The 12,084-nt window shown below is 61.3% G+C and carries 15 protein-coding genes; 2 read left to right on the top strand and 13 right to left on the bottom strand.

Going from position 1 to position 12,084, the window contains the following annotated elements:
• Positions 1 to 20 precede the first annotated feature (20 nt).
• The 10 genes from zipA to ccmA are packed head-to-tail and all read right to left on the bottom strand — an operon-like array spanning position 21 to position 8,384.
• The gene (gene zipA, locus ABD013_RS07270) at positions 21 to 1,325 is read right to left on the bottom strand and encodes a cell division protein ZipA (protein ID WP_343804396.1); all 1,305 of its coding nucleotides are present in this window, start codon (positions 1,323 to 1,325) and stop codon (positions 21 to 23) included.
• Between the two features lie 35 nt (positions 1,326 to 1,360).
• Positions 1,361 to 2,602: a c-type cytochrome biogenesis protein CcmI gene (gene ccmI, locus ABD013_RS07265; RefSeq protein WP_343804394.1), complete on the bottom strand. Its 1,242-nt coding sequence runs from the start codon at positions 2,600 to 2,602 to the stop codon at positions 1,361 to 1,363.
• Positions 2,599 to 3,105 carry a cytochrome c-type biogenesis protein gene (locus tag ABD013_RS07260; RefSeq protein WP_343804392.1) on the bottom strand — a complete coding sequence of 169 codons (507 nt, stop codon included), beginning with the start codon at positions 3,103 to 3,105 and terminating at the stop codon, positions 2,599 to 2,601. Before ABD013_RS07260 ends, ccmI begins: the two co-directional genes overlap by 4 nt.
• A complete protein-coding gene (locus ABD013_RS07255) occupies positions 3,102 to 3,653 on the bottom strand; it encodes a DsbE family thiol:disulfide interchange protein (protein WP_343804390.1) in 552 nt (183 codons plus the stop codon). The genes ABD013_RS07260 and ABD013_RS07255 overlap by 4 nt, the downstream gene beginning before the upstream one ends.
• A 15-nt stretch (positions 3,654 to 3,668) precedes the next feature.
• Positions 3,669 to 5,618: a heme lyase CcmF/NrfE family subunit gene (locus tag ABD013_RS07250; RefSeq protein WP_425543403.1), complete on the bottom strand. Its 1,950-nt coding sequence runs from the start codon at positions 5,616 to 5,618 to the stop codon at positions 3,669 to 3,671.
• Positions 5,618 to 6,079, bottom strand: a complete 462-nt coding sequence (ccmE, locus tag ABD013_RS07245) for a cytochrome c maturation protein CcmE (RefSeq protein ID WP_343804386.1) — start codon at positions 6,077 to 6,079, stop codon at positions 5,618 to 5,620. Before ccmE ends, ABD013_RS07250 begins: the two co-directional genes overlap by 1 nt.
• Complete coding sequence (gene ccmD, locus ABD013_RS07240; RefSeq protein WP_343804384.1) at positions 6,076 to 6,255, bottom strand: heme exporter protein CcmD; 180 nt, start codon at positions 6,253 to 6,255, stop codon at positions 6,076 to 6,078. Before ccmD ends, ccmE begins: the two co-directional genes overlap by 4 nt.
• 7 nt (positions 6,256 to 6,262) lie before the next feature.
• Positions 6,263 to 7,018 (bottom strand): heme ABC transporter permease, encoded by a 756-nt coding sequence (locus tag ABD013_RS07235; RefSeq protein ID WP_343804382.1) that lies wholly within the window; start codon positions 7,016 to 7,018, stop codon positions 6,263 to 6,265.
• A gap of 14 nt (positions 7,019 to 7,032) precedes the next feature.
• Positions 7,033 to 7,689, bottom strand: a complete 657-nt coding sequence (ccmB, locus tag ABD013_RS07230; RefSeq protein ID WP_343805766.1) for a heme exporter protein CcmB — start codon at positions 7,687 to 7,689, stop codon at positions 7,033 to 7,035.
• Positions 7,690 to 7,742: 53 nt separating this feature from the next.
• The gene (gene ccmA, locus ABD013_RS07225) at positions 7,743 to 8,384 is read right to left on the bottom strand and encodes a cytochrome c biogenesis heme-transporting ATPase CcmA (protein WP_343804381.1); all 642 of its coding nucleotides are present in this window, start codon (positions 8,382 to 8,384) and stop codon (positions 7,743 to 7,745) included.
• Between the two features lie 112 nt (positions 8,385 to 8,496).
• Between ccmA and fliK the strand changes: the two genes are divergently transcribed.
• Together fliK and ABD013_RS07215 are read left to right on the top strand one after the other, a co-directional pair.
• Positions 8,497 to 10,680: a flagellar hook-length control protein FliK gene (fliK, locus tag ABD013_RS07220; protein ID WP_343804380.1), complete on the top strand. Its 2,184-nt coding sequence runs from the start codon at positions 8,497 to 8,499 to the stop codon at positions 10,678 to 10,680.
• Positions 10,677 to 10,967 (top strand): EscU/YscU/HrcU family type III secretion system export apparatus switch protein, encoded by a 291-nt coding sequence (locus ABD013_RS07215; protein ID WP_343804378.1) that lies wholly within the window; start codon positions 10,677 to 10,679, stop codon positions 10,965 to 10,967. Before fliK ends, ABD013_RS07215 begins: the two co-directional genes overlap by 4 nt.
• Here ABD013_RS07215 and ABD013_RS07210 read toward each other — a convergent pair.
• The 3 genes from ABD013_RS07210 to ABD013_RS07200 all read right to left on the bottom strand — a co-directional run.
• Positions 10,961 to 11,380, bottom strand: coding sequence for a DUF2802 domain-containing protein (locus ABD013_RS07210; protein WP_343804376.1), 420 nt, complete (start codon positions 11,378 to 11,380; stop codon positions 10,961 to 10,963). The two genes, ABD013_RS07215 and ABD013_RS07210, sit on opposite strands and share 7 nt — an antisense overlap.
• Positions 11,381 to 11,456: 76 nt before the next feature.
• Positions 11,457 to 11,852: a chemotaxis protein CheW gene (locus tag ABD013_RS07205; RefSeq protein ID WP_343804372.1), complete on the bottom strand. Its 396-nt coding sequence runs from the start codon at positions 11,850 to 11,852 to the stop codon at positions 11,457 to 11,459.
• Positions 11,840 to 12,084: hypothetical protein (locus ABD013_RS07200; RefSeq protein WP_343804370.1), on the bottom strand; the 245-nt coding region annotated here is incomplete at its 5' end. The genes ABD013_RS07200 and ABD013_RS07205, both read right to left, overlap by 13 nt.

Raw genomic sequence — 12,084 nt, 5'->3', positions numbered from 1 at the left:
GGTTGAAACAACAGCGGGCCTCAATTGGCCCGCCGTTGACGCTGATGCATTTCGAAGTCGCGGATCCGTTCGCGGTAATGCTCCTTGGTTTGCGGGCGCATCACCGAGCGATCCTCATCGAGCAGGTCACCGTTAAGATGCTTGGCCAGTGTCTCGGCCGTTGCCAGCATGCATTCGTAGGCCGTCATCGCATCCGTCGGCTCGTCCAGCGACATGAAGAAGGTTACCGCTGGCGTTTCCAGCGCCTCCAGATTGTCCGGATCGAAGGTGCCCGGTGCCACGGCATTGGCCATGCTGAACTGGATCGGCGCATCAGGATTGTTATCCTCAGGGCGGTGGTAAATCGCCATATCACCCCACTCCATGCCACAGGCGGTCACAATCTTGTTCAGTGCAGGCCCCGGCAGGTGCTGGCCGTTGCGCCCCACCACCGTGATGATCAGGACGTGCTCGGGATCGGGCATGCTCTTGAGACCACGCGAGCTGGGCGTTGCCGCCGCAGGCGCGGCAGACTCTTCAAGCTCGGCAGGCTCCTCATCAGGGGGTGCCAGCGGGGGCAAGGTCACCCGCTCATCCACATCCTGAACGTCTAGCGGTACCACCTTGGAGCTCTCGGTGCTCCCGGGCTGAGGCTCTACTTCTAGCAGAGGCTCTGCTTCCGGTTGAGGCTCTGCTTTCGGCTGAGGCTCCGTTCTCAATTCAGGCGCGGGGGCGGACTCAGCCGGCACCGCCGATGCGTCAATAGATTGACGGTAAGCGGCCAGCGTATCGGCTGGCAGCTCTGGATTGTCGCGTGGATTGACTTCGTCAAACAAAACCGGGATCGGCTGCTCCAGATCCAGTTCCTTCAATTCAGGTGCTTTCAATTCAGGGGACACGGGGTCCTTGGGCAGGCTCAGTTCCGGCAGTTCTTCCTGCACCGGCGCCTTGGCAGGTGCTTCAGCCTCTGGTTCTTTGCCTGCGGCTGACGGAGACCTTGCCCGGCCAGTGCCGGCAGAGGATGGAATATCATCGAACAGCGGATCCATCTCCGTCAGTGCCTGTGCAGGCGCGGAGTCCGCCGAAAAGCGGTCTTCAGCAAAGCCTGGCTCGACACGAGACGCCTCCCCCTGGGGCTGACCTTCATGGTCGCGCACACGGGCGCCACCGTTGGGCAGTTCCGGGTTATGTGGGGCGTCGTCCTCGGCCAGCTCGGACAGGGTGCGGTCGATCTCAAGCCGCAATCGACTCCGGTTGGCGCTGACACGGCGCCAGCCATCTACCAGAATCAGAATCACAATCAGTACACCGCCGATGATGAGCCACTCGCGTAGACTGATATCCATGTTGTCGCCTTACCCTGTTGTTGTATCGCCGAAGATTACTGTACCACCTGGTCAATGACCAGTGTAACAGGCTCGGCATTGCCTGTAGTAGCAATTGGACTCAACAGGCCCTGAAGATCACCGGGCTGGGGCATGGGTTGCCCCGACAGGCTAACTCGTGCACTGACCTCGACCACCTGCTGGGAGGAAAGACGGGCCTGCGGCGTCATCGCCATGGAGTCGTTGAGTTCTATCTCCAGCGGCAGGTCCTTGACCTGGCGTTTCACGGCCGCCAGCGGCATGCGACCACCCACCGGACGGGCAAAAATGAACAGGGTCTGTTCAGGGTCCACCCGATCGGCCAGCTCCGGCGCCAGTGAAACCTGCAGCACGATGCGAGCTTCAGCCAGTTCCGGCAGATCAGGGACCGGCTGACCGGCGGCAACCAGCTCATCACGTGCCCGCATGATGCCACTGCGCAAGGATTCGGCAGCCGCGCCATCGGCGTTGATCAACGCCTTGCGCCAGTGCTCGATCGCCCCGGTGTAGTTTTGCTGCTCATAGGCGTCGATGCCCAAGAGTCCCAGTGCGGCAATCTCGTAGGGCTCAAGTGCCAGGGTCGCATCGATCTGGCTACGGATGCTGTCGGTCATCCGGCCTTCGTTGGCAAAGTACATCGCCTGCGCCAGCTGCCCCATGACACTGGGATACTGGGGGGCATCCTCGGGCAGGTACTTGAGCACCTGCTCGAACGCCTGCACGCCGGCGGCATAGTTGCCACTGTTCATTTCCGTGTTGGCCAGCAGGTACCAGCCCTCCGGGTTTTCGGGGTCATTGGCCAGCTGCTGTTCCAGCGCGGCTACAGCCTGCTCCAGGCTCGGCTGCCCCTCACCCGGTGCCGGCATGTTCAGCGCCACGGCAAGGTCATTGGCCCGCCCCAGATGGTTATACAGCCCCAGTGCTGCCGCGGGAATCATCAGCGCCAGCAGGGTAACCGTCACCAGCTGTGACTGACCGATACGGGTACGGCCAACGGTCGGTGCCGGCTGATCTTCGGCATCGATCAGCAGGTTGCGTTCCAGCTCCAGTTTCAGGGTGGCAAACTCCTCGTCCGCCAGGGTACCCTGCTCACGCTCGTTTTCCAGTTCCGCCAGACGCTCGCGAAAAATATCGATGTTCTGCTGCTGTCGCTCGGCCGCTTCCGAGCGCACCAGGCGCTGATAGCGCAACAGCGGCCAGAACATGATGGCGATGGCGATCAGGGTCAGCAGCCCGATCCCTATCCACAGATTGGTCATTTATCGGAATCCTGTTGCAGTAACTTGTTGAGGCGCTCGGCCTCCTCGACACTGAGACCTTCGCTGGCCTGATACTGGCTGCCTGCGGCCGCAGGCTTGCCATCCGCCGCGCGGGCATTCTGACGACGATTGCGACTGATCAGGACCACGACCAGAATGCCGATACCCAGCAGTACGAAGGGACCGTACCAAAGCAGCCAAGTGGTCTCGTTGACCCGCGGGCGATAGAGCACGAAGTCGCCATAACGGGTGACCATGAAGTCGATGATGCTATCGTCCGGCTCCCCTTCCTCCAGCATGCGGTGCACCTCTCGGCGCAGATCCGCGGCCAGCGGGGCATCGGAATCGGCGATGTTCTGGTTCTGGCATTTGGGGCAGCGCAGCTCATTGGTCAGCTGCTGGAAACGCTCTTCCTTCTGCTCGTCGGAGAATTCGTAGGCGTCAATCGCCGCCTGCGCCGACAGTGGCGCCAGCAGCATCAGCCACAGCAGCAGTGTTCTCATTGGCCACTCTCCTGCTTAACCTGTGCCATCACCTGTTGCAGGGTTTTCCACACCTTGGCATCGACGGCCCCCACGTGGCGGTAGCGCACGATGCCGTCGGTATCCAGCACATAGGTTTCAGGAGCGCCATAGACGCCCATATCCAGCCCCAGAGTACCTTTTTCGTCCAGAATCACCTTCTTGTAGGGGTTGAGGTAGCGACGCAGCCACTCCCGAGCCTTGCCTGGCTCATCCTTGTAGTTGATGCCATAGATGGTCACCCCCTCATCCTGGGCCAGACGGTTAAGGAAACCATGCTCTTCCTTGCAGGTCGGGCACCAGGTCGCCCAAACGTTGAGCAAGGCCACTTCGCCCTTGAGGTCGGCGTTGTTCAGCATCACCGCCGGATCGGTCAAAGACGGCAGTTCGAACGCCGGTACTGGCCGTTTCTTGTCCGCCAGCTCCGACGGCAGCTCGGTAGGATCGATCGACAGCCCGCGCCAGAGGAAAATACCCAGCACGATGAAGATCACCAGCGGAATGAATGCAAACAGCTTACGGTTATTCATCTCTACCTCTTACTCTCAGGCGGCAGCCGGGCGCTGACGCTTGCGGTACCGCGGATCCGAAGCGGCCAGCAGGCCACCCGCCGTCATCAGCAGACCGCCCAGCCAGAGCCAGCGAACATAGGGTTTGTACTGGACACGTACCGCCCAGGCACCGTTCTCCAGCGGCTCTCCCAATGCCACGTAAAGGTCACGGGTGAAGCCCGGATCGATGGCGGCCTCGGTCATGACGTTGCCGCGCGCCGTGTACAGGCGTTTCTCGGGACGCATCTGGGTGTAGGGCTGGTCCTGGTACAACACCTTGATCTGGCCCTGATCCGAGGTGTAGTTGGGGCCTTCGACATGCTTGTTGCCTTCGTAGATGAAGGTGTAATCACGGAAGGTCACCGTATCGCCCGGCTGCATGCGCATATCGCGCTGCTCGCTGTAGATCGACACCAGGGCTACACCGACTACCAGTACGGCCACCCCCAGGTGCGCCAGCACCATGCCGTAGTAACTGCGACTCTGCTTCAGCAGGCCGGCCAGTTTCTCACTGCGATGACGCAGGCGGTTGTACAGATCACGCAGGCCGGACAGCACCACCCACCAGGCCAGCACGATGCCCAGGGTGACCCAGTGCTTGAGTTCACCGGCATACAGCCAGGTCGCGCCAATACCCAGCACCACGGCAATCACGCCCGGCAACCACAGCTGCTGAACCAGCATCGCCAGCGAAGTCTGTTTCCAGCGGCTGACCACACCAGCCCCCATGAATACCAGCATGATCGACATCAGCGGCACAAACAGGGCATTGAAGTAAGGCGGTCCCACCGACAGCTTGCCCATGCCGAGGGCATCCACGATCAGCGGATAGATGGTCCCCAGCAACACCATGGCGCAGGACACCACCAGCAGCACGTTATTGACCAGCAGCAGGCTCTCACGTGACAGCAGGCCGAAGCTGGACTCGCTGCGCATCTGGCCGGCACGAATGGCATAGAGCAGCAAAGATCCGCCGATCACCACCGCCAGCATGATCAGGATAAACAGGCCACGTTCAGGGTCGGAGGCAAAGGCATGTACCGACGTCAGCACACCGGAACGTACCAGGAAGGTACCCAGCAGGCTGAGCGAGAAGGCGAAGATCGCCAGCAGCACGGTCCAGCTCTTGAACACGCCACGCTTCTCGGTCACGGCCAGACTGTGCACCAGTGCCGTCCCCACCAACCAGGGCATCAGAGACGCGTTCTCGACCGGGTCCCAGAACCACCAGCCACCCCAGCCCAGCTCGTAATAGGCCCACCAGCTGCCCAGCGCAATACCCAGGGTCAGGAACGCCCAGGCTACCGACGTCCAGGGACGGGACCAGCGTGCCCAGGCCGCATCCAGACGGCCGCTGAGCAGGGCTGCAATGGCAAAGGCAAAGGCGACGGCAAAGCCGACATAGCCCATATACAGCATCGGCGGGTGTACGATCAGGCCAAAGTCCTGCAGCAGCGGGTTGAGGTCGGCGCCTTCCTGCGGGAAACCGGGCAGATAGCGCTCGAAGGGGCTGGAGGTAAACAGAATGAACAGGTAGAAACCGATGGCGACCCAGCCCATCACGGCCAGCACGCGGGCGATGATGTCCTGCGGCAGATTGCGGCTCTTGATCGCCACCGCCAGTGTCCAGCCAGACAGAATCAGCGCCCACAACAGCAGAGAGCCTTCATGACCACCCCAGACCGCACTCAGGCGGAAGTACCAGGGCAGAGCAGTATTGGAGTTGCTGGCCACGTAGACCACGGAAAAATCGTTATCGAGAAACGACCAGCTCAGGCAGAGAAAACTGAACAGGGTGAACAGAAACATGCCCTTACTGAGCGGACGCGCAAAGGCCATCCACAGGGTATTGCCGCGACTGGCCCCAACCAGAGGAACCGTCGCCAGCAGAACGGCCAGACAGAACGCCAGTATGAGGGCGTATTCACCCAACTCCGGGATGATCATTTATTGAACTCCTGACCCTCGGGCATCGGCATCTTGCCCGCCTTTTCCAGTGCTTCCGCCACTTCCGGCGGCATATAGTTCTCATCGTGCTTGGCCAGTACTTCGACCGCTTCCAGCACACCCCGCTCGTTCAGCGCGCCCTGAGCAACGATGCCCTGACCTTCACGGAACAGGTCGGGCAGGATACCGGTGTACTCGACGGTAACCGTCTTGTCGTAGTCGGTGATATCAAATTGAACAAACAGAGAGTCGGAGTCACGCTTGACGCTGCCGTCCACCACCATGCCTCCGGCACGGATACGAGTATTCTGCGGTGCTTCACCTGCCGCAATCTGGGTCGGTGAGTAGAACAGGTTGATGTTCTGATTGAGCGCAAACAGCGTCAGCCCGACCGCCACGCTGACACCGATCACAATGAACAGAACCACCAGCAAGCGTTGTTTACGTTTCGGTGTCATCGTACTCCCTCCTCGCGGCGCAAACGGCGCTTCTGCTCTTTCAGCAGCTGGTTACCCGCCAGTTTCGGCAGGATCAGGTTGGCCGCCAGGATGGCCACTCCCAGGCCATAGCTGAGCCAGACATAGAGGCCATGGCCACCCATGGAGAGAAATTCGGAGAAACTGTTGAAACTCACCTCGACCTCACTGCTTGTTCAGAAGCTCGCGCACCCAGCCGGTGCGACGTTCACGCCAGATAATTTCATTTCGCAGCCGCTGCATCAGGCTGACGGCAAAGAAGCAATAGAAGCCAATCACCATCACCAGCAGCGGCAACCACATCTCGACCGGCATCGCCGGCTTTTCGGTCAGTTTGAACGTGGCCGGCTGGTGCAGGGTGTTCCACCACTCCACCGAATACTTGATGATCGGGATATTAACCAGACCAACCAGCGCCAGCACCGCCGATGCCTGAGCAGCAGTGGACTCGTTTTCAATCGCGGAGTTCAATGCCATGACGCCGAGATAGAGGAAAAACAGGATCAGCATCGAGGTCAGACGCGCATCCCAGACCCACCAGGAGCCCCAGGTCGGCTTGCCCCAGATGGCACCGGTAGCCAACGCCAGCACGGCCATGGACGCGCCGATTGGCGCCGCCGACTTGAGCACCATGTCAGCCACTTTCATTTTCCAGATCAGGCCGATGGCACCGGCAACGGCCATCAGCATGTAGGCTGACTGGGCCAGGATCGCCGCAGGCACATGCAGGTAGATGATGCGGAAGCTGTTGCCCTGCTGGTAGTCTGCCGGAGCAAAGGCCAGTGCCCATACCGTTCCGCCAATCAACAGCACGGCAGCTGCCACTGCAAACCAGGGCAGCAGCTTACCGGTGAACTGATAGCACCAGCGTGGCGAAGCAAGTTGATAAAACCAGCGCGGCATCCATTTTTTCTCGGCCATAACGTCTCTTCCAGTTAACTACTGATCGATATCCTCAGTGCCGCACTGATCGCCAGTGGCGCCAGCGCCAGCGCCAATGCCAGCAGGGCTCCGAGCAGCGCCAGATAGCCCCCCAGCGGCAACCCGGTCACCGCGGCCTGAACCGCACTGGAGCCGAAAATCAGCACCGGAATATACAGCGGCAGTACCAGCAGGGAGATCAACACCCCGCCCTTCTTCAATCCGACCGTCAACGCCGCGCCTATGGCACCGACCAGACTCAGTGTCGGTGTCCCCAGCAACAGGCTCAGCATCAGTCCGGGCATGCCCTCTGCGGGCAGAAACAGCATCACGCCCAGCAAGGGCGCCATCAATGTCAGTGCCAGGCCGGTCATCATCCAGTGGGCGATCACCTTGGCCAACACTACGATGAACAGTGGCTGTGGGCTGAGCAGCAACTGCTCCAGCGAACCATCCTCGTAATCGGAACGGAACAGCACGTCCATCGACAGCAGTGTCGCCAGCAAGGCAGCCACCCAAACGACCCCCGGTGCCAGCTGGGCCAGAAAACCGGGTTCAGGACTCACGCCCAGAGGGAAAAGCGTTGCCACCATCAGGAAGAAGATCAACGGGTTGACCAGATCACTCTTGCGCCGAAACGACAGCAGAAACTCACGCCGGCAGGTCGCCATAAAGAGTTTGGTCACGCCCGGTGACGAATTCTGTCGGGAATTAGTGTACATCTTCATGCTGAAGTTCCCGCCAACTGGTCCAGATTGATTTTACGCACCGGACCATGGATACCCAGTTCATGATGCGTCGTCAGGATGACACTGCCGCCCCGTTGCGCATGCTGCAGCAACAGCTGCTCCTTGGCCGCAACGCCGCGCTTATCGATCGCGGTGAAAGGCTCGTCCAGAATCCACAACGGCGCCTGGCTCAGGTAGAGGCGCGCCAGGCTGACGCGCCGGTTCTGCCCCGCCGACAGGGAGTGGCAGGGCACATCTTCGAAACCACGCAGCCCCACCTGCTCCAGCGCCTCGGGAATCGCCGCGGCATCGATGGCGGGACTGAGCGCTGCATACCAGCGCAGGTTTTCTTCCGGGGTCAGTACAGCCTTGACGCCGGCCTGGTGACCGAAATAGAGCATGTCGCGGCAGAACTGCTCACGCACCTCGGTAACGGGCTCTCCCCGCCACAGGATCTCGCCTTCATAATTGCGCGACAGGCCACTGAGAATACGCAGCAGGGTGGTTTTGCCACTGCCGTTCTGGCCCTCGATCTGTACGATCTCGCCGGCAGCCAGCGCAAAGCTCAACTGACTGAACAGCACCCGGTCATCCCGTTCGCAAAACAGTTTCTGTACTGATAACAGCGGTTCAGACACGCGTAAGCCCTTCAAAAAACATGCGGCTGGTCGATAATGAATTGAGGCGCCATTATATACAGATTGGCCGACCACCGTCAGGCTCAACTTTCCGCCACCATGGAGCGAACGGGTGCTACCCAAAACGACGATTCCGAACAGCAGTACGCCCAGCGGCAGCAGCACCAAAGCCGCCGCCATCGACCAGCTGTTACCGGCAGGTGGGCGTGACCTTGCCGCGGTGGTCAAACAGGTCGCCACTGGAGGGACCGACAGCCAGGTGTTCCGGATACAGGTTGAGGCCAACAACCGCCTGCTGGAGCTGATTACCCGAGCACCGCTGAATACCGGTGACCGGATCACGCTGAGCCGTAGCCCCGCTGGCGAACTGCAACTGTCCCTGTCGACACCTGCACCCGCCGCCACCGCTTCAGTACCGGCGCGGCCCGCTTTATTACTGCAGGCCATCGCCACCCAAGCGGTTCAGCTGCAGCAGAGCCTGCCGCTGAACATGCCACAAGCAGCACGCGTCATCAGCTCAATACCGGCACAAGCCAGCTCACCCTCATCTCCTCCCGCGGGCACACCTGCCCCCGCTGCACGGGGCAACAGTACTACCGCCGGCTCACCCGCCACAACGACAGCGGTGTCCGCGTCGTCAGCGCAAACAGCGCCAGCAGCACCTGCTCCCCAGACCGGCACGATAACAGGGACCACGACCGAAACCTCTGCCTCTCCAGCCAAGGCACAGAGCACTCCAGCAGCGGCGACCCAATCGACCCAATCGACCCAAGGCCGTGAACAGCCGCAGTCAGTCCCGGACAACAGACCCTCGTCATCACTCCCTGAACAACGTCCGGCGAGTGGCGGCCAGTCGCCACAGCCCACGTCACAACAATCATCACAACAAGCGTCACCGCCGCCAACAACCGGCGGTGCGCGTGCTCAGGTGTACAGTGCTCAATTGCAACAGGTCAGCCAGTTGGGCGAGACCCTGAAAGCCGGTAGCGCAAGCAACACACAGCCTTCCACACCGGCCGGAACAGGAGAGGCGACACAGGCTCCGGCGACGGGGGCACAGGCAGCAGCCCCTTCCCGTACGGCTTCGCCCCCCACACCTCCCGCCGGCGCAGCAACGCCTGCGCCGCCCCCCTCAGGTTCAAGCTCAGCGGTAGCGCCGGACGCCAAGGCCCCGGCAGCCCAGGCCGGATCCACGGCCAGTTCCGCCAATTCCCCCAGTGCTGCTCGCGAGCCGGCCAATACGCCTCCGCCCCCTGCGCGCGTCAGCCTGACCGGCAATGCCCTGTTGCAGACACTGGGGCAGCAGCAGCCACGGCAACCGGCCCAACACTTGGTGCAGCTCAGCGTCGAAAATCAGCAACTGCAGCTGATCAGTCCTCGCCCGCTGCAGGCCGGCCAGCAGGTGACCCTGACGCGGGTTAGCGACCAGCAGGTTCAGCTGCAGGCCTCCGTCGCCGCCGAGCTTCCCGGCCGTAGTCCGGCCGCCCAAAACGCCATGCAGCAAGCGCTGCGTGAAGCCCTGCCGCAACAGATTCCGTTCGGTGATGCGCTGAACCAGCTGGTCCAACTGAGTCAGACACCCGCCGCCCGCGGTCAGGGTGCCATCGGCCAGCTGGTACAGTCGATGCTCAGCCTGTTCAGCGTCACACCCGGCAGCCCCGATGCCGATCAGGCGATTCAGCGCAACCTGCAGCAGGGCGGCCTGCTGACCGAGTCCCAACTGGCCCGGAGTGGCGGCAGCGACAAACCCCCGGCCGACCTCAAGCAGCAACTGGGCCAGCTATTGAAGGCCGCTGAACAGTTGCCGCCTGAGCCACGCCAGCAGATGCAACGCCTGGTGGACGCGCTGCAGGCACGGACCACCAGTCAACAGGTCAGCAGCCTGCAAGCCTGGCAGCAACTACCCGACGGAGGTCAGGAACGAGTTTTTCAACTGGACCTGCCGATTCGTCAGGCTGATCGCCATGACACCGCCGAGCTGACCATCAGCGAACAGCGTCGTCCGGACCCCGAGGGAGACTGGCAGTCCAGCTGGAGCGTGGCGCTCAATTTCGACCTGCAGCAACAGGGCAGCGTCGATGTCCGTCTCAGTCTGCAGGAAGGCTGGCGTCTGCAACTCCAGTTCTGGGCCGAAGCGGCCGCCACCTTGCGCCGGATCGAGCAACAGCTGCCCCCCTTCACACAGGAACTGCATCAGAAGGGGTTTATTGTCGACCATATTCAGGCACGCCAGGGCAGGCCGCATCAACCGAAACTGAACGATATCCAGCGCCGCCTGGTGGATGTGCATACATGAGCCGTAAGGAAGAACAGGAGCGCAGCGCCGTTGCGCTGAAATATGACCCTGACGCCCCCGGCGCACCTCGTGTTGTCGCCAAGGGGCGAGGACTGATCGCAGAACAGATTCTGGCCCTGGCAGAGGAACATGACATCCATATCCACCAGAGTCCGGAGCTGATTGAGGTGCTGATTCGACTGGAACTGGGTGAAGAAATTCCGGAAGCGCTCTACCGGGCCATTGCCGAGGTGATCGCCTTCGCCTACGGCCTCAGGGAAGAGATCGGGCCGGTGAGCGGTCAGTGACGCTGGTGCTGCTCCGGCAGCAGCTCGTTGGTGTGCAGTTCCCGGTGCAGCAGGGCCATGAGTTCGGCCTCCGGGCGGCCGATACCACAGTTGCGCACCAGGTCGTCTACCGATGCACCCATCTCCATCAGCTTGGCCGCCTGATTGTAGGCCAGAGCGCCCGGATCACGGTTTTCCAGCTCCTGCTGCTTCTCGACGGTAATATTGAGCTTGCGCTCGATCGCCATCAAACGCTTGCCCATGCCGATGGAGCCGTTGGTCATTGATCGGATCTCGTTGCGCAGTACATTGATCAATGCCTGATACTGTCGCTCCTGGCGCTTGAGCCGCACCAGCACATAGAGGCAGATCCCGACCGCCACACAGGCGATCAGGGTCAGCAACAGTATGAAAAACAATGAATACTCAGCCACACCTGCATCCAGATCCGTTTAAATCAGCCAGGGAAAACCTGCAGTGTAACTGATCAGGCGCCGGGCTTCATCGACTTCATGCACAAGCGGCCTCGAAGTCGAGCAGCAGGTGCTCGATATCAAGAATGGCACAACGTTCCGGCATATAGGTGCCCAGCAGCCAGGTACGGTGGTGCGGATCTCGGTGCCAGTTGATCTCGGCGGTCGGGATACGGACCGACTGCACCAGCTCGTCACAGGCCAGCGCCCAGCGCCGTCCTTTCAATATGACGATTTCCAGATAGCGCGAGTACTCGGGTTTGTAGCGCTCGGGAATCAGCCAGCGTGCGGTATCCACGATACGGGTCCAGGCCGGCTCCTGACCAAAGCGCCCGATGACCCATTCAGGGCCGTTCAGGTTCAGTGAAAGGTCAACCAGGTGCAGAGAGCCCTCGACATAATCGAAGGGTATCGCCAGCTTTAGGCCGTGCATATCCACGAGTATGCAGTTGACCTCGGCCCCCAGTTTGGCGGCAGCCGGGGGCGGCTCAACAGCCGCAGGGGCCTGCGCCGGTGCTGCAGGTGCAGGTGCAGGCTCAGGCTCAGGCTCAGGCTCAGGCTCAGGCTCAGGCTCAGGCTCAGGCTCAGGCTCAGGCTCAGGCTCAGGCTCAGGCTCAGGCTCAGGCTCAGGCTCAGGCTCAGGCTCAGGCTCAGGCTCAGGCTCA

This window comes from Marinobacterium maritimum (genome assembly GCF_039523155.1).
Lineage (GTDB): Bacteria > Pseudomonadota > Gammaproteobacteria > Pseudomonadales > Balneatricaceae > Marinobacterium > Marinobacterium maritimum.
Note: the sequence above shows the minus strand (reverse complement) of the source record. Positions and strands in the feature narration are given on the sequence as shown.

Bases quoted from the DNA above. Each gene is read 5' to 3' on its own strand.
- ABD013_RS07260 (WP_343804392.1), bottom strand. From the start codon at position 3,105: ATGAGAACACTGCTGCTGTGGCTGATGCTGCTGGCGCCACTGTCGGCG.
- ABD013_RS07215 (WP_343804378.1), top strand. From the start codon at position 10,677: ATGAGCCGTAAGGAAGAACAGGAGCGCAGCGCCGTTGCGCTGAAATAT.
- ABD013_RS07235 (WP_343804382.1), bottom strand. From the start codon at position 7,018: ATGGCCGAGAAAAAATGGATGCCGCGCTGGTTTTATCAACTTGCTTCG.
- ABD013_RS07205 (WP_343804372.1), bottom strand. From the start codon at position 11,852: ATGCACGGCCTAAAGCTGGCGATACCCTTCGATTATGTCGAGGGCTCT.
- ccmI (WP_343804394.1), bottom strand. From the start codon at position 2,602: ATGACCAATCTGTGGATAGGGATCGGGCTGCTGACCCTGATCGCCATC.
- zipA (WP_343804396.1), bottom strand. From the start codon at position 1,325: ATGGATATCAGTCTACGCGAGTGGCTCATCATCGGCGGTGTACTGATT.
- ccmE (WP_343804386.1), bottom strand. From the start codon at position 6,079: ATGACACCGAAACGTAAACAACGCTTGCTGGTGGTTCTGTTCATTGTG.
- ABD013_RS07255 (WP_343804390.1), bottom strand. From the start codon at position 3,653: ATGAATAACCGTAAGCTGTTTGCATTCATTCCGCTGGTGATCTTCATC.
- ccmB (WP_343805766.1), bottom strand. From the start codon at position 7,689: ATGGCGACCTGCCGGCGTGAGTTTCTGCTGTCGTTTCGGCGCAAGAGT.